The sequence below is a fragment of the Draconibacterium sp. IB214405 genome, from assembly GCF_033963885.1.
GTDB lineage: Bacteria > Bacteroidota > Bacteroidia > Bacteroidales > Prolixibacteraceae > Draconibacterium.
This window is the reverse complement of the sequence record NZ_JAXBMA010000003.1, coordinates 290,645-315,925: the sequence shown is the minus strand read 5'-3', so window position 1 is coordinate 315,925 and position 25,281 is coordinate 290,645. Positions and strand designations below refer to the sequence as shown.

Here is a 25,281-nt window from a genome sequence, read left to right as displayed (position 1 = left end):
TATATGTCTTTCTAATAAATGAGTTCTGTTAATGGCACAAAATCCTTTACGATTTATCTATTAGAATTTTAAACGAAGAGTTATTCCGGGGGTGTAGTTGTGTGTTTGCGTACAATACAAACCTCCGGGAAGTAACTCCAGTTGCATTGCATAAGTTCGTCGGACTTTATTTATTCTGTCAACACGGGTAGATCCTGCCATAAATAGCGTAAATCCAATTATTGATGCTGCCGACCCTACGGCCATTAATGTAGCCGATGTAGCTACTAAAAAGTCTGAATCTCCACCTCCGGCTAACGAACCGGCTACAATTCCCACAAGTGCCATGGGTACACCGATAAAAGCCACATATTGTCCCTTGTCTTGCAGGTTTAGCGATTTTTGATAATACAGAAACAGCTCCTCGCTCGAAAGACGCTCCAAATTTTTTGTAGAGTAAGTTCTTTGTGCATTGGCTGAAAACATTGCCAATATTAAAATCAAGCATAATACAATGTGTCTAGACATGGTTGTTCATTTTTGGTTTACTATACAAGTTACAAAATAACATGCTGATATTCAATGCGAATTTTGTGGGTAATGGATTGACATTGGATCTTCGTGATTTTTGATTTAAATTGATCGTAGAAATATACTATATGAAGTGTAGTTGATCTAACTATAGTGTATTATGAAGGCTTGTGTCCGTTAGGATATGATTGTTAACTCACTGAACAAGGTAATGTCAGGTAGTTAAATTATCAATTTGTTCTGAAAAAAGTGGAGCTGGCGGGAGAGGTGTCGAACTCATTGCAAAAAGATTTTGATGCTATTTTTAATCATTTGCAAAGTGAAAACCAAAAGAGAGCATTGAAATTGTAAGGAGCCCTGATGGACAGTTCTTATTTCCTTTTTACCATAAAGATTTAATTCATTCTCGATAACTAGTTAATGTTTTTCTACTGAATTTCCGTCAAACTTTTCAAAATTTACTACCAATTCTTTTGGGATGATATGAAAGTGCCTATCTCTTAATTCATTAACATTTAACTTTGGTTCTTCTAGTTTTTGACAATATGTGCTAAAAGTTTTCTCCTTGCTAAGCTTTGGAATTACCTATAATAATTATTTAATATCTGAAGCTTCTAAAACATAAACATTATCATTGCCATTCTCCTGGATCAATGAAATTGATTGCTCAATAAATGCTCCTGGGCTAAAATCTTTGTTACCGATAATTAATAATATACAAAAGTCATCACTTGAGTCAGCAATTTCATTTAAAGATTGTAAATCTTTGATGCTTGGAGCAGGTATCACCTCAGGGTGCGTATGCCATTCTCCTAGATAACGGAGTTGACACTTAGAGTTTGCAACTTCCATATCAATGAACATATCAATAAAATTGGGATCAGCTCTAAAGTAGAGTAATTCGTGAATTGCGTTTGTACCCCCATTTGATGCTTTCTCAACATAAATAGTATCTTCCGACGTGTTACCAATAAGGACTCCTCCCGTTTCTATTCTACCATATTCAAGTATTTCTGAGTTGAATAAGTTAAGCGCTTGGGAGCTAAACTTAATTCTTGTTAGTGGCATATTGGACAATCTTTATGCTTTTTAATGTTTTTCATTTCCCAAGTAAAAGGTTCTTTTTCTGATGAGCCATGAGGACCATGCCAGTAATATTGCTTATTTCTTAAACTAGGATAAGTTGATTTTTCTCCTTTAAGCAAGCATTGCATTGCAACACGTGAAACCTGAAGTGCAATTTCTTTCGTATCTATTTCTGACCCAGGAAGAGCAGGACTGGAACAACTTCCATACTCAGGAGGTAGTTCGGCTAACTTTATTTTACTAATTGGTTTCGGCAGCGTATCGGCGTTATAAAGACTTAAACATTTTAAACAAGCACTCTGAGAATCGACTACTTGAATCGCTCCGGAAAAAGCTCCCATTGATGCTCGCGAAAAGATAAACGGAATGTTATAATTCTTTTGATAATAATCATTGATAAGATATTCAACAGAATCTTCAGCCGTTAAAATAATGCATAAGTCACTTTTACTAAAGCTATTTTCTAATAAACCCGTATCATTTAACACATCTACGTTAAAAGTATTAACTGTGATATTGGGGTTAGAGCGAAGAATCAATTGTTTTGCAACATTAACTTTATGCTCTCCAATATAAAATAGGTCGGCGGCATGTCGAACAGAATTCCCAATTTCAAATGTATCCATATCGAATAAGTTGAAATGGCCAACTCCATTTTTTGCTAATGACAAAGCAACTTCGCTTCCAATGGCTCCGAGCCCAATAATTGTAACTCTTTTTTGAGATAATAGCTCATTATCAAAAATGTCTTTAGTTCTTAGATATAATTCATTACTTACAGTTCGACCAATGAAATATTGGTGAACGATGTTAACCTGAAGACCATTTTGTTGAATATTTAATTTGAAAAAGTGCCATGGATTCTCATCATCAGGTAAATAAAATGCAATATTTCTATTTTGACCTTTTTCCACTATATTCAGACCAAAAAAATTACTAAAAATATCTACTAACCGTTGTGCGTTGAAAACAGGAAACAACTTCTTAAAAGTCATCCCAGCTTCAAAAGCATACCAACGAAATGATTCGACTCCAAGGCTAAGTTTAAAAGTTGATTGTACAGACTTATTTTGCTCAAGGATGTAGTAGTTGGGTTTAAATTGTGTGAGAAAGAAGTCACCAGATAGCGCATTGTCAGGCATTGAAATTTCCGTAGGAATGATAACTTGACCAATAGGTCTTATTGGCGGAAGGTATTCTTCTACAACTTCGTCAGGTTTAAATCCTTCTTTTGTATTTGCAGAACTTAGCCATTTTTGCGCTCTACGAAGTGTCCACCCAACATTATGAATTTCTTTATTCCAAAAATCTTTGCGAAACAAACACATTGAGCCATCATCATATTGGTTTCCTTTTCCAAAATGATGAACCTGCATTAGAGCGGGTAGTTTATTATCTACTAATTCCCCTTGAATTGAAATTACTTTAGGAGGCGCGAATGGATATTTAGGCGGAAAAAGAATTTGTACTATCTGTTTTTGATTTGTTCCAAATTTTAATTCGCCTATTGCAGTTACCTTTTCATTTGGATGTGTTGGAATATGATACTCAATTAATTCAAAATCCCCTTTCAAGCCTCTCTTTAAAATATCAATTTCACTTTCAAAAAGGTTCTTGAAAGAAGGATGCTTGTGCCATTCGTGTGTCTCCATTATGCAAATCCTTTATCACGGTCAGGTTTTGAACTTTTTTTGAAAAAACGAAGTGTTTCTTCATTTTCAATTCCGGCTTCAGCAAGTGTCTGATTGAAGTCGGTAATTGGAGTTCCGTCTTCGTGACGTAATTCACGACCTTCGTCATCTATTTTTAAGTTAGTTAAAGTTTTGTTTAGAATAACTTGTACTTTCTGATTCGGATTATATTCTTCCAAATAAACTTTGTCGTTCTCTATCAGAACTTTTACTGTTAATTTCCCTCCTTGTGGTTTCATAATAATTTACTTTAAATGATTAAACACTTTCACTATGCAAATAAAATACAGCATCACGAAATGGAATTTCGTGATGAAAAAAAGTCCAGACTTGCTGAAAAGATTAGCTATAATTATCAGACATGTTTTTAATTTTTTCCTTCATTTCATCATATACACTTTGTGGAGAGATTACTTTAACAGTATTACCATAACCTAAAATCTTTTCATAAAACTCCCAAGAAGGTTTGACAAAAACAGAGATGCGAAATTCTTTTTCATTGTCAATTAAGGTTTGTTGACTGTGATGAATTTTTAAGGTTTTTAAATAGTTCCCCTGAAAAGGAGTAAATGATAAAATTATCTGAACAGGAGCTTCTTCAATTACTGTTATCCCAAATGAGTATTTATAATATTCTTCAAAATCGAATTTTATTGGTACAAATTTCTCATCAAGAATTCGAATGTTAATAATTCTGTCTAAGGCGTATGTAGTTGTCGGTTGACTATATTTCTTTTTTTTACCAATAATGTACCAACGATGTCTATCTTCTTTTAATAAATAGGGTTCAAGTTTTACAATCTTGGATTCTGCATCATCAAATTTCTTATATTCAAATTCAATTATCTTTTTATTATCTACTGCTTCTACTAATAGCGGTATTAATTCGCTGCCGGTCAGTTTAGGTGTTATTTCTGTCTGAACAACTGTTCTGGCTTGTTCTTTATTGGAGATTCCTTTTCGAATATTGACAGCATCCAAAATCTTTTCTATTGCGTTTGAAAAGTCTTTAAACACTTCATATTCCTTATACTGATTAATGGTTTTAGCATAAAACATTAGGGCATTAATATCATTGTCACGAAGCCCAAATGCTTTTATCGTATAAGTTGGATCCTTGTAATAATATGCTTTGTGAATTTTGTCATCACCAATTGGGGCATAATAGCCTAGCAACGAGTCATAACGCATATCGTTGATGTCATTATTTATAGTTTTTTCGGAGACAGATATTGACAATTCATCCTCAATAATTTCTTTAAGTTCTTTAGTTTTAACCCAGTCTCTTCGGCAAAGTTCCCGGTCGATAATCTGGTATCGTCCAAATGGATGTTTTATCATCGCCATAGCTTTAGTTTCTTTTAATTTTTTTTGAAATTCACTAATATCATTACCAATGCTAACTTTTAGAAATCGCAATATTTTAAAGAACTTTTGTTAATTCATCTCGTTCTTTATCATCCATGTCCATATATCGCAATTAACCATAAGAGTCAATGTCGCACTACCATCTGCAGTATCCGCAACTTTAGAAGGATTATTTTCAATATGGTCTTTTGACCAATACTGAGACCAGGGATGAAGGAAATATTAGGTATAAATAATACAATTATTCTTTTCAATGATTTCGCACCAGATGTACTTTTTTAATCATCCTTACTGCTTAACTGCCAGCACCAGCTGCACAATCCGCCATTAAATTCAACTGCCGACATTTCGCACCAAGGAACCTCGCAGCCACATCGTTTACACTCTGAAACAACATATGGATCAATTGAATTTTCAAATACATAGCCTTGTTTGTCGGATAATGCTTCGAAACCTTTATCAACAACTAATCTGGCAATACCTTCTTCTTTGCTATCAGAAAATCGATGACTATCTATTAGTTCTTCTATGAAGGCAGCAAAATCATCTCCTGTATAATTTAATTCTCTCATATTTCATTCTCACCTTATAATTCAATAATCTGCTCTTTGTGTTGTGTAATATTCTCAAAATAGTTGCTTTAGGGCGTTCTCTGAACTATAAAGTCCGTATGTAATAATCCCGTTTTCCCTGACGAATGAACAGAGGTAGTATTAAAAGGGAAATCATTTCTGTACTCAGTATTTAATGGCGGCTTATGCTCAAATATGTATGCTGCCTCTACTCTGATTCTGTCGTTACTTTCAACAGGACCAGTAGCAAAGCACAGTGTATTGCCATGACGAACCAGGTTTGCCCATTCTACATATTTCTCATGATCCTGTATCCTCTCATTTACATTCTGCGATTCTCCAATATAAAGCAGGCGCTTTAAGGTAACTGTACCTTTTCCGTCTTTACTTGGATTATAAGTGCATTCGTACACAAAATATACACCAGAGTGAGCTGGGATACTTCCTTTATTCACGTCTCTCCAGTAGCCGTCAATTTTTACATTAAAAGTTTTTGCTGCCATATAAATGTATTTTCATAATAAAATTCAGCAACAAATATATATTAAAAATATATGGATAGAAAAAATACTTATTTTTTTGTTGAAAACTTGTTTTGACTTTCTCAAAACCACTTGATTGTTGCACAGGAATTATTCTGAGAAGTAAAGGGATTACATCGAATGTATTGGGTTGAAGTTAGACCTTATTTGAGGTTTAAAGTTGATTTATTAAGAGCGTAGTGAAAAAAATTACCCCTGACTATAAAAGTCAAGGGCAATAATTTTATATAATGAATTGATTTTAGATTCTGCCTAAAACAGCAAACCCACAATTCCAATTCCGATAGCAAAAATATTTCCGCTGTAGGATGTGTCGGATTCCTTTTCTTTGATATCCATCATATGGTAGCCGGCTTCGAAGGTGATTCCCAGATGAGATTTAACCGGTACAACAATGCCGGCACCAAGAAATATGTCTGTCCCGGAACCTTCTGAATTACCTGAACCATAATCAACACTCATACCATAGTACCTTAAGCCCACATCAAAATAGGGGAATGCAGTACTGTTCTCGTTACCAAAGGCATAACCTATTTGCGGTCCAAGGCCGATGTTATTGCTTGTGTAATCGCCTTGTTTCTCATGGGCAAACTCAAGCCCACCACCTATGAAAAAATTCTTGGCTACAAAAAAGTTAACACTTGGCGAAAGATTAAATATACTGGCATTATTGCCATCGTAATCTTCGAAAAGTTCGCCGCCCTGACTGGTGAAACTTGCCACACCGGATATGAAAGTTGCACCTTTGTCTACGGCAAATTCTTGTGCGAATAAAGTGCTTGTACTTATTAAAAATACAAATGCAAAAAATAATGATTTTAATTTCATTTGATAATTTTAAAGTTAATTGCGTTTAGTTTTTATTGAAGAATGCGAACAAGTACGTGCCTGTTCACATTCTTTGTATTATGAAGAGAAAGTTACTCCTTCAACCTCATTAAAATATTCCTCCTTTTCATAGAATTTATGAAGATTTTTCCCACAAAAAGGGCAAAAATCTATATTCATTAAAGGTGCTAATAATTTAAATGTATTATAACCTGGTGTTATAAAGAATTTTATATCCTTTCTTTTTGATTTAACTCGTGTAATTGATTTCTTAGAGACCAAATATTCAGAATTAAATTTAACAATTCGAATATTTGGAGCAAGTTCATTTTTAACAGAGTAAAATCCTTCAAAATCTGAGCAACAAAATTTCATCTTAATTATCTTTAAATAGTTTTAAAATGTCGGGTACTACGCTTGGCGAAAATTGATATTCCAAACCAAACGAGCTACCATGTATACCCTTAAAGATATTTAAATGTCCATTAAATTGCATCTTTTTGTGAGATAGTGGCCTTTTTAATAGCTCCTCCATTCTTAGCATAAGTTGCTGCATGGTCTATATTGTCCTTCATTAACAGAGAACCTCTGTAATAATTCCTTCACCATATAGGCTTGAGACTTCACCAAATTTAAATTTCGAGCCTATTTCTACAAATGGAGATACTAAATTGCCATATGGAAATTTTATAATAGCTTCAATATCCTTTTCACCTGCATAAACTTCTTCCTTATTCAAGAATTGAATTTCTCCAGAGTTATGCATATCTTCTCTAATTTTAAAGTCCGTAATGAGGTAGGTTCGGAACTTCCTTTTTGAATGAGTTTCACCTTGTGGGTAAAATGATATGGTCGCCTTAATGATTAAAGATCTCATTTGTTATTTTTTTAGTCTTAAAAGATACAGATTTTCACGATTTATACGTATTACGTTAAAACCATCCATGTACCCATTGTTATAAATTGAGGAATTTCCAGGCCCCCTTAACTGAATTATCCTAGATTTTTGACCGTAAGCTGCATCATATGCTGCTGTATTTTCAATTGCATCAGTTCTTGATCGATAGAACAATTTTTCATGCTGATAACCTTCTCCATTTGGATTATTTCTCACGCCATGGTTTTGAATATCAATATATTCATTTTCTGAAACAGCCCTAAAAAGGATTTTTTCTCCTGTTAATGGATCTAATCCGTTAGATTTGGCATAATTGTATCCTCTTACACCTCCATTCATAACCCCCACGCCTAGTCCCCATAGTGCATTTTCCCTTCCTGCTCTCCATGATTCTTTCCAGCTTTGACCGCTAAGCTTGGATGTTCCAACCCCTAAAACAAAACCTGTCGATGAATTAGTTAATCCATCAGTAATGGCACCTTGCAGAACAGGGCTATTTGAAACACGTGAGCTTAAATTGGAAAGGGGTTTTGATAGTTGATTTCCAAGTTGACCGCCAAGGTAACTTGTTGCCATACTCATTGCTGTCGCTCCCCCAACTTGCCACCAGTCAATATTTTGCCACCCATTTTGTGAAATCTGTGTTGTTAGATTATTCCCTGCACCTAATACTGCAGCTCCGGCCAATGGACCACCATACATTGTTGCTATGGTTGCACCTGCACCAGTTGCAAAGTATCCACCTGCCGCTCCCCATGATTTCACATTTCCTTGAATAGCATTAATTGTTAAGTTAACGACGCCTCCAACGATTGCGGCAATTGCATCATCTATCCCAAAGTATTCACCAGTCAGGTCGTTATACCTAAGTGGATTATTTAAACAATAACTATATCTATTAAAGTTTTGCGTAAAATCAGGCAATTGCACATTCTCATCAGGACTCAGAAACCTACCTACCAACGGATCATACAACCTCCCGTTCATATTCACAATATTAAAATACGAAAGGTGTTCGTGCCCTGTAAAGCCACGATCTGCCGTTAAATCCGGTTCGCTGTTTAAGGTATAGCTCCAGTCGTCTTTATCTCTTCTTCTTCCCCAGGCATCAAAACTGTACTCGGCAGTTACCGTATTCGATGTATTTACCTTATGGGTAATATTGCCAAGGTAATCACGCAGTAAGTAATAGTAGTTAGTGGTTGAGCCAACCTTTTCGGCAACTACGGGTGCAGAGTAAGCATCTCCACCAATCCATGTAAATTCTGTAGTTGTACTTCCCTCCGTTTCTTTGATATAGCGGCTGCCTATATACCATCGGGTAAGTACGGTACTTCCTAAATCGGTAATCAGCATTTTGCAACGTTGGTTGTCGCTGTTATAAGTGAATGCAGCGTGATAGTCGTCTTCGTCGATCGTACTTACCTGCTCAAATGAGTTGTAAGTTGCCACCTGGTCGGCCGATGGTATAACCTGGTTGCCCGAGTTAATTTCGGTAACGGCAAAAGGTTTGGTGGCATGTCCGTAGGTATAAGTGCCCGGCCCCAAATCGCTTTTGGTCGATATATTGCCATTACTTTCGTAGGCCATGGTAAGGTTTTGCGGCCCGCTAACCCCTGTTAACCTGTCGAGGTTATCGTAGGTAAAGGTTTCGGTTTTACTGCGCAGGTAATTTTGCCGCGAGTAAAGGTTGCCGGTGGAAGCCGTAAAGCTGTAGCGGTAATCCTGCCGGTAAGTAGAACTGACCTTGGCTTTTGAGTAAGTCGGGTAACCGTAACTATCGAAACCAAACTCGCCAACTAAGCTGCCTCCATAGGTTGCGCCTGTAACCTGCTGACGAGCATTCATGGTATTGATGGTATACCGGGTTGAACCACCTGCCGAAATTGAAGCCAGGTAACCATAGCTGTTGTAATTATTGGTTTCTACAATGCCCGAAGGGTGGGTGCGTGTGCTTAAACGCCCTTTTGTATCGTAAGTAAACGAAGTTGACAATGCCGATTGCCCCGGAATGGTTTCGCCAATGGTTGAAACCCTGCCTTTGCTGTCGTATGTATAACTGCGGCTTACGCTGCCCGGCGAAGAAATTCCGGTTAATTGTTCGTTACTGTTATAGGTGTACGAAGTGGAACCTTCAGGTGTAACCTTTGAACTTACACGGCCATCGGTATGATAGTTATAGGTTGTGGTCTGGTTACGTGCATTCTTTTGGGTTTTTAAATTCCCAAAAGCATCGTAAGTATAAATTATTGTTCCGGCACTTGGATCAACTAGTTTGGTTTGGTTGCCTGCTACATCGTATTCCATACTTGTAACTGCCCCGCCCGGCGAATTAATCGTTTTCAACTTCCCGTTGGGGTAGTAGGCATAGGTAATATCGCCTCCGTTATCGTGGGCTGTGGTCAACAAACCCTGGCTGTCGGTTTCTTTCCAACTGCTTTTTCCACCGGTTGTCTCTGTCACCCGGTTCGAAGAGTAGGCATAGGTTGTATTCTTTCCTGATGGACGGGTAATTCCGGTAATCCTGCCATAACTATCGTACGAATGGGTATTCCATTGCGAGAGTGAAGTAGAAGTACTGGGTTCAGAAACACGGTACAACTGGCCTTTGGTATTGTATTCCGTAGCAGTATAAATGTATGAGCCACTAAAACCACGCACATCGCTCCTGATTTCACGCCCCAGTTTATCGTGCCATATTTTACTCAGGGAACCATCGTTGCCCGATTGTTGAACGTAGTAGCAAGCATACGACGGGCCACCCGATAAGCCCCAGGGGTAACTGGTTGTGGAAACAAAACCATCGGCCTGCGTTTCGGTAAGCTGCCGCCCCATGTTATCGTAAGTATAAGAGGTGGTGTTGTCCAGGTAATCTTCTTCTGACGATAACCTGCCATAACTATCGTAAGACATCGTTGTAACATGGCTCATAGGATCAGAAATGGTTTTTACCCTGACTCCGTTGGTTTCGTAAGTGTAATTGGTCTGTTGGGCTCCAACACCACTGGCATACACATACAATTGTTTCAGGTTACCATTACTGTAATAATCATGGTTTTTATAAGAATACTTGTCAGTTCCCTCATGATATCTTATGAAGTCTGGTTTTAAAATACCGTCGGTGTAATACGTGTAAGTTACCGTATTAGTAATCGTTGTTTCACCTGATTTTTGATATTCAACTTCTGAGCTGTTCAGTTTACCGATATACCAGTTAGTGGCATCGTTGGTGTAATTGTTTGTTGTAGTTTCAGTGACACCATTGTTGAAACTCTTCTCAATTTCTGTTGCATTACCATAAGTATCGTAGGTAAACGAGGAAGTTGCACTATGACCTGTTAAACTGTTTGTTTGGGTTGATGAAGAAATGTATGGTAATATAGCGCTACCCGTTGTGGTTTTATAAGTCCAGGTATTCGACACTGAATTTAAGGTAGTACTACCGGCTTTATTAACAGTTGATGTCAGGGTGGGGAAAAATTTACTGGTATTGTAACCGTAACTGGTTTCAGTACTCATATTATTGGCCACATCAGTAACAGTTTGTTTGGTGTGGCACAAGAATCCTTTTCCCTGACGGTGTATTTTCGCTCCCTCAAATTTGTAGGTTGTCGTATTTTGTGAGCCTCTGCCGTTATCAGATAATACTGATTTTACAACCTGCAGTGGTCCCTGAAAATCCATGACCGGAAAGGATGCCCCTGAACCTTTCACATAGGTTGTCCCATATTCTGCAATCGATTGGTAACTGATCTCTGTTAACTGATCGAGGCCATTACCAACCTTTTCTAATAGAATATTGTTTTTGCTTCCCGATTTATAAATCTGATAACCGTTCCACCATGCTGGTTCTCCATCGGTACAGAGGAAGTCAGTCCTTCCGTCCCCATCGTAATCTGCAAGGTAATAATTATGAGTGGCCAGCGGATAGTTGGATAAGGAATGAGAATAAAAATCAGACCCTTCATCTTTAGAAATATAGTAATAGGAGCCATCCCAGCTGTCATCCGCAGATGTTACCATTAAATCTGAAGCTCCATCGCCATTAAAATCTCCAATTCTTAAATAGTCATCTTTCAGGTTGCTTCTCTTTTGTGGGATTGAATTGATCTGAAAATCAGTACCGGTTGATAACCTGACCTGCCAGTTTGACCAATCATATTCTGTGCTGCCATTATCATAACCATAAACAAAAATATCAACTTTGCCATCTGCATTAAAATCACCGAGAGTAAAAAAGTGATTTTTTGTTGGAATGGTAGAACTGTATATTTGTACTAAGGTTGATCCGTTAAATTCCCAGATTTTTACTCCGTTATCATCAAAACTCCATATGTCTGCTTTTCCATCACCGTTAAAATCTCCACTAATAACTTCTCCCGATAGTGAGCTGTTGGTTCCTGATGCTTTAAGGGACATTGTTAATGTCAATTGACCTGAAGAGTTGGCAAAGGAATAGATCCTCCAGTTACCGTCAGGGTCATTGATAAATGCGTCATTTATACCATCACCATTATAATCTGCTCCCGATAATTGGTTGTCATTTTCTTGTTTTGAAATCCATCTTTTTAGCTTGCCTATAAAACCGGTTTCGTTCCCATTTGCCATTGTCCCAAAAGCTAATGAAGACGTAAATGCAGAACCAGTTGTAGTAATAAATCGATATGTAGACGTAGTAGATCCTTTGGTCTCATAGAGAATATCGTCCTTTCCATCAGCATTTAAATCAACAACTGTTAGGTCACCTACGGTACCAAAATCAAATAAACTATTACCATATTCATAATTGAAATTGTCATTTCCATCTCCATAATACATTTTGTATCCAGTCCATGATGTATGTTCATTTGGCAGACAAAGAAAATCTGCTTTCCCATCACCATTAAAGTCACCATTGAGCATGGTCGATTTGTAGCTTACATCGTGATCTGATGTATTATACTCTGTTCTACTGAATGAAACATCATCAGGAGTTTGATAACTAAATGCTGTAGAGTTGTACCTGGATGAACCTATACCATATTCAATTATTTCATTGAGTACAGAATGTCTGTTATAACTGCTGCTTGGATAATTGTATTTAAATTCATATTTCTTAACAACACTGGAATTGTATTCAATCTCAACTTTATCAAGAATGAGTTTTTGCTCCAGCGTTGCACCAAGAAGATACGAAGTGCTTATGTCAGATCTCTCTTTGTAAAAGAAAGTAATAGTATTGGGACCGTAGGTAATTTCACCTATATAATTATGGCCATTTTGTTTGAAGTAGGAATAATTCATTGTGTTGCCATAAACATCCGTCGCTTTATTGATGTACCAGCTAACAGTTTCGTCGTAGCCATCAATCGTTTGGTCCGCATCACTATCGTATCCATACTGACAGGTAATACCTCCTTTTGTTTTTACTTCAAATTTGTCTGCTCCGTAAGAACCGGTATAACATGTAACTTTACTTATGGCGTCATTCTCCGTTCTATACTGCGAGCCGTTTCCTCCATATGTGCCGGAAGTACATACCATTCTTTGACCGTCAAGTGAAAATCGATCAGTTAGTGTTAAATCCACTCCTTCAAATGCCGAGTCATAATAATAAGTTTTCGGGCTTCTGGTAATAACCGAAAGTCCATTGATCTGCCATCCATAGCCTGCAATACCAGATCCGGCCAGGCTATTGTAATTTATAGAAATGGAAGGCTGTAGTCCTGCTACTCCGGGAGGTACATCTAAAGGAATAGAATAAGTTGCTCCACCTACAGGATTTACATTGAAGCTTCCATTTGTGGTTCCAACCATGTAGGAGGTATTTAATGACCTGGTTTCCGGATCAACTACTGTATAGTTGTACGAAACGCTTCCTGTCACCACTGGATCAACAATTTCAGCAGTCATAGTGCCACCACTCGGGGTGTAAGAATAGTTCGGGCCAAATGTTATGCTGTTCCTGGCCTGATGGGTTTGAGTACCGGATTCGGAAGAAGTTAACGTAATGTCAAACTCTTGCGCATAACCAGTGCTAATACCCATCATTAATATGATGAATAAAACATGTATTTGCTTCATTTTAATTGAATAAATGTTTGTTAGGTGATTTAGTCTTTAATGATTTTCCAATCCAGCGATTCTGCTCCGTTTACAATTTTCATGATGTACATTCCCGGAGGTTGCTCGGAAAGATTGATTGTACTGATTTGATTGGAAACAGTTTTATTTACAAGCTGTTTTCCTTGCAGGTTATAAACGACCAGTGTAGGTTTAATATCTCCAATTTCAGGAATTTCAACTTTTAATACACCTTTTGTCGGGTTTGGATATATCTTAATATCAAGGCTGGACAGTTCGGCTTCAATTAGTTTTTCTTCACTTAAAGAGGAAGAACTTGCTGTAATTTCAGCACTTTTTGTTAGATCAATAATCCGTTCCGTGCGATTACCGCTGGCATCGTAGGTAAAAACAAATGTAGTATCACCAATACCATAAGAAGGGCTAATCTTTAGCAGGAACAATAAAGATATTGCGAGAATTATGTAGTATTTTGACTTCATGACTCATCCTCCTTTATTCTTTTGATTCAAGTTTTTCTATCCTGTCAATTAGGTCGTCGATGGTCTTTTGTTGATCTTGATAAGCTTTAATCAAAATAGTAATGAATTCATTATACTTAATCCCCAACGTTCCTTCATCATCTTCAGAAACTAATTCAGGATAAACCTTTTGTACTTCCTGAGCTATTAATCCAATATGGGTGGCTTCCGGATCATAGTTCTTTTGGTCCGTTATGTTCTCTCCTTCACTCAAGCGGGGGATCATTTTATATTTAACAGGCCGAAGTTCCAGCAAGCGATTGTCAGCATCGCTTAGATCCAGAATGTCCTTTTTTAGTTTTTTGTCAGAATACTGAATTGGTGTATAGTAATAGAAAATGTAACGTGCGTACAAATAACCCCAGAAGTAACTTGACGTTCCAAGATATGAGGAACTTGATGTTGAATAGAGATTTCCTGAAGAATAATACATGGGGTAAGAACTGTTTACCTTAAGATTTCCATTCACATCTAACTGGTAGGATGGACTGCTGTTGTTTATACCAACTTTTCCTGTACTATTCACATTAATCTGTGAAAAACTGTTTAAAGACAGGGCCAAAAAGCCCAATACGAAAAGAAATGAAATTTTTTTCATAATTTTGGTTTGTTTTAGTGTAGCATTATGGGTTGCCGCCCAGCTACGTTATTAACTAAGTTTAAAGCCCGGAATATTCCGGGTTTTATTTTAAAAAATAAATTACGTCCTAATACATATGAGAAGTGTATGTACTACTCAAATATATAAAATGTTTTTGCATTTATTCTTCAATATGTTTTTAAAAATAGAATTATAATTACGTACTTTATTTATATACAATTTTAAAATCTTTATGTGTTTGTATATTTATAAGAATATAATCAAACATTAATAGTATCTTTATGTTTACAATAGTAAGACATGACAAAATCAATCATAAGGATTTATTTCGGCAAGGATTAATTTATTACAATATGAAAAAGTTTAGAAAAGATTTGATGGGAGCGTCCTCGATTCCAAGCATTCTATCCATCTTAAGAAATGGAGATACTTATGGATATGATATCAATAAACAATTGAGGGAAGCATCAGAGGGTAGAATCGATTGGAAAGAAGGTAGCCTTTATCCCATCTTAAAAAAGATGGAAGATCTCAAATATATTAAATCCTATTGGGAGATGGGAGATTCGGATCGTCCTCGTAAATACTATAAAATTACGGCAACAGGTAAGAAAGCGATGGATGAATCCAGAGAAGAGTTAATCGACATGGTTGCAATAATGAATAAATTATGGAATCCACAAACAGATTCGATCTAATTACCTATGTTGATCAATGGTTGGAGTTAAATTGTCAAAATGATGAATTCTTGCCGGAAGATGTGCTGCAAATTAAGAGTGATTTACTTTCCTCCATAGATGACATAATAGATGAGTTTGAAGTCTCTGAAGAGGATGCTTTTGGTATTGCCTGTGAAAGAATGGGGAGTAGGTTTGAGTGGCAGGGGGAAATGAAACAAGTAAATGAAGACAATTTTCAGTTGAAGAAAGTTGTTTTGTTATTTGGAGGAGTCATTTTTTATATTTTCAGCTATCATTTTATTCTTAGTCTTAACCGGTTGGTACTATTGATGAGTATTGCGATAAATGGTAATATAGCTGATAATGTTGCAAACTCTTCTACATTTTTTAATCTGGTTTACTTTATTACAATATCAGGTTTAGCGGCAGTTTACTTTTGGCATAAGCCCATCAAGATATTATTTTCAAGAATTACGGCAAGCACAACGTTGAATGTTATTATTGTTATTGCAACCCTTGCTTCAGTTGTTTTGGAACTATATTTAGGCCCAAAAGTTAAGCTCTCCATTGAAGATATTTATAGTAATACTTTGTTTTTCAACAAGGAGATAACTTTTAAATATATGTATTTTTGTATTTTTCTAATTGGATATATTCTTTTATTTAAAAAATATACTAAAAAATTCTATATGTAATTGTAATATGTATATATTATTTGTTTATTTGCATGAGTTTAATATAGACAAGTAATATCTATGAAAAAAATATTTTTCCTTTTAGGAATCCTGACCATATTTTATGCCTGTTCAGATGAAGACATAATTTACTCTTGTGATCCCGATGTTGATGCGATTGTAAAGTTTGGCGAAATCAATACCGCCGAAATTACTCTGGTCGAATTTCTCGAATACGATTTGACCATGCAAAAGGCGTTATTCAGAAGTTTCTCCATTGAAAAACAAAAAGCTTTTTGGTTGGAAAAATTAGATTCGGTGATGGTAAACGAAATTGAAACACAATTGGAATTTAATCACGTGGATAGTTTAAAAACTTTTCTTAATGATAACTATGGAGTAGTGGAGCCAGTTCTTCAGCAAACTTTTGAAAATCAATGGATAAATTATGCACGAGATACGTTGCTTTGGGAAGACCAAAAAATCTATTTTATTATTAGTTCTTTATGTATTTATGAAGAACAATATGAACTTTTAATGCAAGTTCAGACTTCTACCAGGTACATTCAATCTGATTGCGGATGTAGCACTTCTTCTGATTACTGTTATCAGCAAGGTGGTACATGTATGGGAGAGGGAGGCTGTGCTACTGTTGAAGGTTGTGGTTGGTTATGGCAATATGATTGCAATGGAGGTTGCGGTTAACCAATTCTAACACAGATACTGATTTTATCTAGATAAAGAGGCTGCTTACGCAGCTTTTTTTTTGTTCTTTTGTTTCAGCATTAATTTCAAAGTTGGTTACTATTTCGTATGTATTTTTCCCTCTCAACATCTATAGTGAACCGAATTGAAAATTCAAAAAATATGTTTGTCATAAGTATATAATTTTTCAGTAATTTTGTATTGATTAAAATATTAGCGGAAGCCTTATTGTCAACCGATAAATCTACCAATATTTATAAAGACAAGTATAGTAAGGAATCGCGCCCGGATTGGGCGTGGGACGGTCTGTACTTGTAAGTGCTTTGGTAGAGCCTTTCGGTTGGCAGGCTTGATTCCACGCCTCTTTTTTTTCATCCGTATTGTCTGGAATCGCAATGCACAAGACGAAACAATGAGAAAACTTTCCAGATCGTTGAGCGGTGCACTATTTGAATACTTAATTCTTTCCGTTTTATCACAGGGGCCCAGCTATGGATATGAACTAATAAAATCCATAGAAAACATTAGTGAAGGAAATATAAAACGTCAGGCTGGAAGTGTCTATCCATTATTAAACAAAATGGAATTGAAAGGATGGATAAAATCAGAATGGGATACCACTAAAGAGAGACCCAAACGAATATATAAAATTTGTAAGAAAGGATCTCAAGAATTATTATCTAAAAAGGAAGAGTGGGAATTTTCTTATAAAATATTGAATGAATTCTTATAGTTGCTTGATCGATACAAATATTTAACTATTAAATTATTTTGTGGTACGTAATAACAACGGCAAATACACCAGAATCGCCACCATAGAAAACAATAATCCGCCCATTGCGCCAACGGCAAAAGCAAACCAGAAAACTTCCTTTTGGCCACCCCAGATAAATGGAATAAGTCCTAAGACCGTGGATAGTATGGTTAAGGCAATGGCGACAATTTTGTTGTTAAAAGCTTTCAGGTAAGTTTCTACGCTGTAGCATTTGTTTTTCCCTCTTACCAGGTTATTAAAGTCGTTGATGATGTAAATGGCGGCATTCACCACCAAACCACTTAAAAGAATGAACGATGCAAATCCTCCCTGATCGAAATTAAAATCAAAGAGATAAAAAGTGAGGAAAACGCCAATAAACGAAATCGGAATCAGGCTGATTACCGCCAGTGGTTTTAATAAGGATTCGAATAAGATGGCAGTTACAAAATAGATGATCAGGATAATGAGCAATAACAACCAGTATTGTTTTTTATCATTTTTATCCCAGCTCCACCAATTGCGCTCCGGTTTTTGGGCTTTATAACCCAGAGGTAATACATGGTTAATGGCCTCAATTTCGCGTTCCTGAACCATTTCTGCCAATGGTCCGGGGCCAATAAAATTGTAGTTCAGATACATTTGGTAAACCTGGTTCTTTTTGAAAACGGACTTCCCACTTAACCGTTTTTCGATATCTCCGGCTTGCGACAGTTTTTTCTGTCCCCGACTGGTTTGAACCGGAATATTGTAAAAGTCCCAGTTATTATACTCGCTGTTTTTCGATGATACCAAAACCACAGGTTGCAACTCAGTTTGGTTATAAAATGCATCAAGGTTGCGCGAGTAAAGCTGTGTAAACAACGATCCGGTGTAATCTGAATAACGCAGACTATAGGCCGCTAACAAGTTCTTATCCACATTCAATTTGTATTCGTAACGTGCATTCGACCCCCAATTCATTGAGCTGGTAATTTCCGTTTTCTCCACTCGCGGATTTTCAAGCAATTTTGCTTCCAGTTGTTCAGCATATTTATACAGTTGATCGTAATTGTATCCGGTAAGCAAAATATGGCTGTTTTTGTAATCCATATTCAGCGAATTGGAAAATCCTTTTCCAACGCCGTAAACACTCCAGTCTATTCCTCCCAAAGAAATTGCTTTCGATTCAATCTGACTTTTAAGCAAATAGGGGAACGATGATCTTTCCGCTTCATCGGTAAATTGTATGGTAACCGACGAGTTTTTGTAACCCGTTATTCGTGTTTCAAATTGCGCCACTTCATCAAAAAGGCTAATGTATTGTTCCATTTTCCTGACCGCTTCATTTAACTGATGAATGGTGCAACCTTCCGGCATTTGTCCTCTCACGTATAATGTTGTTTTCCCCGGATCTGAATAAAAACTTCCCTCAAAAACGTGTTCGGTAAACAGGCGCAAACTTCCTCCCATTACTTTGCTTAACACCGGTTTTATTTCCGATTTAAACAGGTCAGTCCCCAAGGTTTTATTGTAGAATTCAGCCGTTTTTGTAGTGCTGTCTATTTCATCAGGTAATTTCCCGATTGGAATGCCAAACCCAAGAATGGCCAGTATAAAAAAGGCCCAGCGGAAACGTTTCTCGAAACGAATAAAACGAAGGTAGAAGTGGTTCGAGCGGATTATTCTTTTTAGTGTTTTTACAGGTATCAGTTTGGGTTTGGTGTGATAAAGCTGTTCCATCAGTGCCGGGACCAGAAACAAAGCTATAACCAGCGAAACACTCAGGTTGATAAGCATTACATAGGTAAAATCAATGAGCATCAACTTCTGGTTTTCTTTCAGAAAAAATACCACCGATAAAGCGCCAAGCGTAGTGAGCGTAGCCGCCAGCAAGGAGATAAAAACACGCATTCCCTTTTGCCGCTGCAGGTGACTCACCATTATAATGCTGTTGTCGATGATAATACCAAACGATACGGTGATTCCTGCCAGTGAATAAATATGAATTTCAACTTTAAAGAGGTAATAGAAAACAGCAGCAATAAGCAGGTTAGCCGCCAGCGAAATAGACAACACTGCCAAAACGCGAAACGATCGGCTGGCAACTAAAACAAAAAGTAAAAGGATGAGCAACGAGAAAAGAGTTCTGTACCCGATTTTTTCCAGTTCTTCTTTAATGTATTCGGTAGAATCGGAAGCGATCATTACCGAATAACCCATCGGGAGTTTTTCTTGTATTTGCAGAAGCTGGTTTTTTATTTCACCGCCCAGTTTGAGCTGGTTTTCACCCTGTGCAGCATAAACCACCAGGTTAATGGTGTTTTTTCCGTTTATGCGGTAGTAAGAGGTAGGCGGTTTCTCCTGAAGTTTCACTGTGGCAATGTCGGAGAGGCGGATAATACGGCCATTTTTATTGGCTACCGGCAAACTTATCCATTGCGAAGGCTCAATAAATTGCGTGGAAGCCAACACCGGAACCGAAACATTTGCCCCGTCGTTTTGATTACCTAAAAAGTTTTGATCACCCAAACGGTTGATTACCTTACTGATTTCCGCCGGTGTTATTCCATAGAGTTTTAGTAACTCCGGATCGTAACATATTTCCCATTGGTTAGGCGAGGCACCATAAAGCGAAATATCGGCAATACCTTTAATTTTAAGCAGCTCGGGGATTACCAGCTGTTCGGCTTTGTTTTTTATGTAATAAGTTGACGAGTTGGCGTTAAGCGTAAGCACCATAAACGAAACCTGGTCGTCTTCATCCGCTGCGTTAGTGGTAATTTCCGGGTAGCTCATTTCTGTAGGCAGATTACTGCGCAGTTGCCGGATTAGCGTTGATACCTCGTAACGTTTTTGGTTTAGGTTAACCGATTTGTCGAACTCAATAACAAAACTACCCGAACCTACCGAAGAAGTGGATTCTATGGATTTAATCCGGCTGACTTTCCCCAGTACACCTTCAATTTTTGAGGTTTCCTGCTCAATAACTTTTGGTGATGCATTGGGCCAGTAAAAGCTAATGTTTAATTGTGGCAAACTACGGCTGGGTTTAAACCGGATATCCAACTGTGGAATAAAGGCCATGCCGATAATTATAAAGGCAAGAAACACCACTATAATGGAGAAGGATGAAAAGGCTTTTTGTTTTGGTGTTTTTTGTTGCACGTGTTTGATTTTGCCTGTTGCAATTTAACAAAAAATATGCCTGTCTAGTATTCTGAACTTTGCTTTGACTAGTAATTATTGTCTTTTTACCGATTAAATCTTAATGTTGAAGAATGATTCGGTTGCTCTTAGAAAAAAGTTTACGGTCAGGATTCAAATATTGAATTTAATATAGCAAGAGTGAGTTCTGGAATTTCTTTAACTGAAAAAAATTTGTTTAATGAATCCTTATTTTCATCGTAAAACAAAAAGAAAGGCGAGTATACCTCAAATTCGGCATTTAATTCTTCAGTGCATAACAAGATTATATTCTTGTCTATTATTTGGACGTAACGGTTAACCTTTTCGTAACTGATATCATTTGTTAAAAAATATAAATTAAAATTAGGATAATTTTCTTCTAGCAAATTTACTTGGTTTGATACACAGTCCATGCATGCTTTGTTATCAAAACAAAGTATGATGTTGTCTCCAGAAATTATTAAATCCAACACATCTGTTAAGCTTCCCGATTCGTTGATCGCAGCAATGTTTTCTGGTAAGCTACATTTTTGCTTTAAATGCGAAATGGCAAAATCAATAAGTATTTCTTTTTGAATCCTTAAGGATGTGTGATTTTGTTCTGATACACGTAATTGATTTTTATAGCGACTATTAGAAATTAATAAATAAGTAAATGAAATGGTGACAAAAAGAAAAATCAAATAAGGAGTAATTATTCTGAGTTTTTTCATAAATGGTTATGTGAATTGTTAAATGATGACTTATATATTGGGCTTTGGTTGGAATATTAGAATGGACGGATTTTCTAACGTCCCAACTTTTAAACATTGTTCCTTTATTTGCTGGTAAGATCTATTGTCCTTGTATTGTCCATCCATGGTTCTTATTCTCAGATCCAATCCACTTCTTTCCGGGAAATAGGTATTTAGAACATAAATCATGTCTCCTTTAGGAGTTGAACATGTAAAACCGCCATTTAGTATATCGCCAATATTTTTCCCGTTATAGTAATATGTTTTCCGAGTTGTTTTGCTATAAATAACCGTGTTCAGCAGATTCTTTCCTTTTACATATATTGCATAGCATAAATTTTCTGTTTCCAAGTAATTGGAAATATACAAGACTTTATTGCGTTTTTCCATTTCCTTGATTATATCAAACTCATCAGTATAGTTACAATAAATTTCATCAGCTAACTTTTCATTCTCGAAGTCAAAAAAATATTTTGGGTGTAAATCTTCTTCATAATAGCTATAAATTGTATCATTCAGAGGGAAACACATCGTATACTCACTTTTAAGTTCGCTAATTCCTGAAATCAAGCTGAAACTACTTTTGATATTCTTTTCTGCAAATGGAATTCGTTCATCAATAACCTTTCCATTTTTATTTACAACATAAAAAAACATATATCTTCCATAATTTGAAGCAGTTGAGATTAAAAGATAAGTATTGTTCTCGCGTAGCACAATAAAACTAGCATGAACTGGGATGTCAATTTTCTCGATAAACTCACCATCAAGTTTATATCGTAGTATCTTCTTTTCATTATCAAGAATATGTACTTCTTCGGTTGTTGTATCAACACAAAAATCTATTGCGTGAACAAATTCCTTTGGGCCTCCTCCTTTTTGCCCGATAAAGTTTAAAAACCTGCCTTCCAAATCAAAGCGGTAAACGGTATTCCGAATGTTGTCGAAAATGAAAATATTGTCGTCAACAACTTTTATTCTTTTTATTTTTCCTATAACCTTGTCCGGTTCAGTCTTCAACTCAACAATATTTTTTAGTTCAAATAAGTCTAAAATTGACTTTGCTTCGTTGGTTCTATTGAGAGAATTAATAATGGTAACATGCTTGTTTGTTGATTTGTATTCTTTATTCGGTTCACAGGAAAAAAATAGACATGAGATGATTATAGTAAAAAAAACAATGCTACTATGTCTAATCTTTATTATTTGCATATTATATATTGATTAAGTAAAATAATAATGTATTGATTGCCTGGATGTTTTAAAACGTATTTTCAGTATTGATGACCAATATTCTATACCAATATCCAACCAGAATTTATTAAATGAACCTGCACCGATTTAAATTATTTTGTAAAAATTTTATCAATACAGGCTCATTATATTTTAACAGTTATATGATAGACATCCTGTTCCATCATTTTCACAACAAACGGAATAATCGTCTAAGCCTGCATTAACGACTTTCTTTGGGTATCTTGGAGGGATACTGTCATCAGCGTTCACTGATGAAAAAGACCCAATAGCGATTAACATTACAAAACACATACTTGATAAAATTAAAATTTTCTTTTTCATAATACTTTGATTCAAAATTATTCTTAATTTAAATTTGGTGGGAGGATTCCATTAGTATCAGATTATTTGCTCTGATATTGTTTCTATATTAGTTTATCTTTGTCACATCACCTCCTTTCAAAGTTGGTGGTACAGTGGGCAGCAAACTACGTTTACTTTAGCGGGTAAAAGTTTGCTGCCCTTTTTGTACCGTATAGATATTGATATTTATTAAATTCAATAGAAAGTCAATCGATATTAACTTTGACAAGGTTGTATTCCATAGGCTTGGCAATGCAATAAATCTCACCTTCAGGATTAATAGCTATTCTTGTGATTGGTACATCTGTCCTATATTTTGCCAAAGGTTCACCATTGTTAAGGGAGAACTTCATAATCGTTTCAGGACTTTCTTCTGCATTCTTAGATCTTATTGCATACATTTTTTTACCATGGTAAATAGCATAAACATTATCGCCGTCAATAGCTACATCCATAAAACCAAGAATATTATCGCTTTTTAAATAGATTTTACCGTTACTTACACTATATTGGGGTTCTGTTATCCAATGTTCCCAGATCTTTTCTAATTGGTTATTATTAATCTTATAGCAGCATAAATATCCAAAATTAATTGTCGAGTAAATCAAATATTTTTTGCATGGACTTATTCTAATTCCACCATTATTTATATCGGATAAGATATAAGGATCTACATCCGAGGGATTTAATGGAAATTCACCATAGAAATTAAGTTCGTTATTATTTTTAAGATTTATTGTAGCAAACAAACCATTTTTCATCATTCCGGTAACCGCTACAAGATCGGGATTTATTAATTTTCCATCAAAAATGAATTGTAAATCAGTTTCTTTAAAATTGATTATTTCACTTGGGGTACTATCGAAGGAATTTAGATCACATATATGTATCTTTTTCATATTAGGATCAAAAAGATAATATTGTTCATCATCAGTACTTAAACCATTGAAAAGGGGGGTTGAAAGTTCTGTTGGACCGCGTCCCGTTTCCCCAAATTGTATAAATGTATTATCCCTTTTATAGTTAAAAATTTTCATATAATCTTCTCTTGCTCTAACATCTTGTGTTATCATTAAAGAATCGGTAAGATGAAGAAATCCAAGTGTCATTGCTGGTATATCTTTAATAATTGTGGTTGTTGTTACCTGCTTGGTTTCTTTAAATGTAGTTAAGAAATTTTGTGGTGAGATGAAAGTTGAAAGGATTATTAATAAGAAGTTGATTTTATTCATAAGAAAATGTATTATTTGAAAGGATTATCCGCCAAATCCCTTTCTCAAGAAATAAGGAAGATAATCCTGAATTGAATTTTAATATTGAGGCATTACTCCACAGGATCTATTGTCCCGCAATTGTATGAAAAGAGAGTTATTCCACCTCCACAGTCTAGGCATCTTGAGTCATGCTCTGTGTAGCAACACTCGCAAGGAGCTGGAAGTGATGATTTTGATTCTAACGTAATGAGTACTGCAACTAAAATGAATATACTTGAGATTAAGAATTTCATACTATTTTTTTTCATAATTATCAAATTATATTAAACAAATTTTTGTTTTCTGATGTATCATTTCACAGAACAGAAACCGTAGTTTCTACAAAAGGGTTATTTGATTATCTTTGTCACATCACCTCCTTTCAAGGCTGGTGGTACAGCGGGCAGCAAACTACGTTTACTTTTGCGGGTATGAGTTTGCCGCCCTTTTTGTACCCGGTTTTTTAGTTTTTGTAAGTGCTAATATAATATAATACAAAACGATTTAAATGATGCATACATAGAAATAAAATATAATTAATAATGTGTTTATATAGAGGTGTGACATCACGTTTCATGATTTCGATTAAGGCAAAAAAATGGAAAGGCTACATTAATAGTATTAAGCTTAGCCATTTTTCAAACCAGTTAAACTAGAAGTAAGACTTCTAATATTTTTATAATAGATAGAATTTATTAAAGCTGGATACTTTACAACACACCTTTAACTTTTTATGTTACCTGCTCAATAATTTTTGGCGATCCATAGGGTAGGGCTCGTAAAGGCTAATGTTTAACTGCGGCTGAGTTTAAAACTGATATTCGTCTGCGCTATAAAGGGCTAGCCGATAATTATCAGTGCGAGAAACACTGTTATTTCTGAGAAAGCAGAATTTCGATTTACTTTTATTGTATACTTGCAATTAAATGGTTTTTATTTTGACTTCCGGTGAGCGCATTCCCCAATGGCTTTGCCTCGGGGTAAGCGAACAAAACAATAAAAAAGCCCTTAACGGAATCGGATTCCTCGTCAGC

Annotated in this window: 21 protein-coding genes; 4 read left to right on the top strand and 17 right to left on the bottom strand. The window is 35.9% G+C overall.

Annotated elements, in window-relative coordinates; genetic code table 11:
- Window positions 1-60: 60 nt before the first annotated feature.
- From SLH46_RS11275 to SLH46_RS11215, 13 genes are all read right to left on the bottom strand, one after another.
- Window positions 61-507, bottom strand: coding sequence for a hypothetical protein (locus tag SLH46_RS11275; RefSeq protein WP_320281287.1), 447 nt, complete (start codon window positions 505-507; stop codon window positions 61-63).
- A gap of 597 nt (window positions 508-1,104) precedes the next feature.
- Window positions 1,105-1,578, bottom strand: coding sequence for a Mov34/MPN/PAD-1 family protein (locus SLH46_RS11270; RefSeq protein WP_320281286.1), 474 nt, complete (start codon window positions 1,576-1,578; stop codon window positions 1,105-1,107).
- Window positions 1,569-3,248 carry a ThiF family adenylyltransferase gene (locus SLH46_RS11265; protein ID WP_320281285.1) on the bottom strand — a complete coding sequence of 560 codons (1,680 nt, stop codon included), beginning with the start codon at window positions 3,246-3,248 and terminating at the stop codon, window positions 1,569-1,571. Before SLH46_RS11265 ends, SLH46_RS11270 begins: the two co-directional genes overlap by 10 nt.
- A complete protein-coding gene (locus SLH46_RS11260) occupies window positions 3,248-3,526 on the bottom strand; it encodes a DUF2604 domain-containing protein (RefSeq protein WP_320281284.1) in 279 nt (92 codons plus the stop codon). The genes SLH46_RS11265 and SLH46_RS11260 overlap by 1 nt, the downstream gene beginning before the upstream one ends.
- Before the next feature lie 103 nt (window positions 3,527-3,629).
- Window positions 3,630-4,706: a helix-turn-helix transcriptional regulator gene (locus tag SLH46_RS11255; protein WP_320281283.1), complete on the bottom strand. Its 1,077-nt coding sequence runs from the start codon at window positions 4,704-4,706 to the stop codon at window positions 3,630-3,632.
- A gap of 227 nt (window positions 4,707-4,933) precedes the next feature.
- Window positions 4,934-5,227, bottom strand: coding sequence for a hypothetical protein (locus tag SLH46_RS11250; RefSeq protein WP_320281282.1), 294 nt, complete (start codon window positions 5,225-5,227; stop codon window positions 4,934-4,936).
- Between the two features lie 68 nt (window positions 5,228-5,295).
- Window positions 5,296-5,730 carry a hypothetical protein gene (locus SLH46_RS11245; protein WP_320281281.1) on the bottom strand — a complete coding sequence of 145 codons (435 nt, stop codon included), beginning with the start codon at window positions 5,728-5,730 and terminating at the stop codon, window positions 5,296-5,298.
- Window positions 5,731-6,021: 291 nt separating this feature from the next.
- Window positions 6,022-6,597, bottom strand: coding sequence for an outer membrane beta-barrel protein (locus SLH46_RS11240; RefSeq protein ID WP_320281280.1), 576 nt, complete (start codon window positions 6,595-6,597; stop codon window positions 6,022-6,024).
- A gap of 78 nt (window positions 6,598-6,675) precedes the next feature.
- Window positions 6,676-6,972, bottom strand: coding sequence for a hypothetical protein (locus SLH46_RS11235; RefSeq protein WP_320281279.1), 297 nt, complete (start codon window positions 6,970-6,972; stop codon window positions 6,676-6,678).
- A gap of 199 nt (window positions 6,973-7,171) precedes the next feature.
- Complete coding sequence (locus tag SLH46_RS11230) at window positions 7,172-7,474, bottom strand: hypothetical protein (protein WP_320281278.1); 303 nt, start codon at window positions 7,472-7,474, stop codon at window positions 7,172-7,174.
- Between the two features lie 3 nt (window positions 7,475-7,477).
- Window positions 7,478-13,558, bottom strand: a complete 6,081-nt coding sequence (locus SLH46_RS11225; protein ID WP_320281277.1) for an FG-GAP-like repeat-containing protein — start codon at window positions 13,556-13,558, stop codon at window positions 7,478-7,480.
- Window positions 13,559-13,587: 29 nt separating this feature from the next.
- Entirely contained in the window at window positions 13,588-14,040 is a 453-nt protein-coding gene (locus tag SLH46_RS11220; protein WP_320281276.1) for a T9SS type A sorting domain-containing protein, read from the bottom strand.
- 13 nt (window positions 14,041-14,053) lie between these two features.
- On the bottom strand, window positions 14,054-14,677 hold the full coding sequence (locus tag SLH46_RS11215; protein ID WP_320281275.1) for a tail fiber domain-containing protein: 624 nt from the start codon (window positions 14,675-14,677) through the stop codon (window positions 14,054-14,056).
- A gap of 284 nt (window positions 14,678-14,961) precedes the next feature.
- On the opposite strand from SLH46_RS11215, the gene SLH46_RS11210 reads away from it, so the two are divergent.
- The 4 genes from SLH46_RS11210 (at window position 14,962) to SLH46_RS11195 (ending at window position 17,472) form a co-directional block, all read left to right on the top strand.
- On the top strand, window positions 14,962-15,378 hold the full coding sequence (locus SLH46_RS11210; protein ID WP_320281274.1) for a PadR family transcriptional regulator: 417 nt from the start codon (window positions 14,962-14,964) through the stop codon (window positions 15,376-15,378).
- Entirely contained in the window at window positions 15,351-16,055 is a 705-nt protein-coding gene (locus tag SLH46_RS11205) for a hypothetical protein (protein ID WP_320281273.1), read from the top strand. Before SLH46_RS11210 ends, SLH46_RS11205 begins: the two co-directional genes overlap by 28 nt.
- A gap of 60 nt (window positions 16,056-16,115) precedes the next feature.
- Window positions 16,116-16,739, top strand: a complete 624-nt coding sequence (locus SLH46_RS11200; RefSeq protein WP_320281272.1) for a bacteriocin fulvocin C-related protein — start codon at window positions 16,116-16,118, stop codon at window positions 16,737-16,739.
- Between the two features lie 412 nt (window positions 16,740-17,151).
- A complete protein-coding gene (locus tag SLH46_RS11195) occupies window positions 17,152-17,472 on the top strand; it encodes a PadR family transcriptional regulator (RefSeq protein ID WP_320281271.1) in 321 nt (106 codons plus the stop codon).
- Window positions 17,473-17,505: 33 nt separating this feature from the next.
- Here SLH46_RS11195 and SLH46_RS11190 read toward each other — a convergent pair whose 3' ends face one another.
- From SLH46_RS11190 to SLH46_RS11175, 4 genes are all read right to left on the bottom strand, one after another.
- Window positions 17,506-20,640 (bottom strand): efflux RND transporter permease subunit, encoded by a 3,135-nt coding sequence (locus tag SLH46_RS11190; protein ID WP_320281270.1) that lies wholly within the window; start codon window positions 20,638-20,640, stop codon window positions 17,506-17,508.
- A gap of 146 nt (window positions 20,641-20,786) precedes the next feature.
- Window positions 20,787-21,374, bottom strand: coding sequence for a hypothetical protein (locus SLH46_RS11185; RefSeq protein ID WP_320281269.1), 588 nt, complete (start codon window positions 21,372-21,374; stop codon window positions 20,787-20,789).
- Window positions 21,375-21,404: 30 nt separating this feature from the next.
- Entirely contained in the window at window positions 21,405-22,607 is a 1,203-nt protein-coding gene (locus SLH46_RS11180; RefSeq protein WP_320281268.1) for a 6-bladed beta-propeller, read from the bottom strand.
- 593 nt (window positions 22,608-23,200) lie between these two features.
- On the bottom strand, window positions 23,201-24,226 hold the full coding sequence (locus tag SLH46_RS11175) for a BF3164 family lipoprotein (protein ID WP_320281267.1): 1,026 nt from the start codon (window positions 24,224-24,226) through the stop codon (window positions 23,201-23,203).
- Window positions 24,227-25,281 lie beyond the last annotated feature (1,055 nt).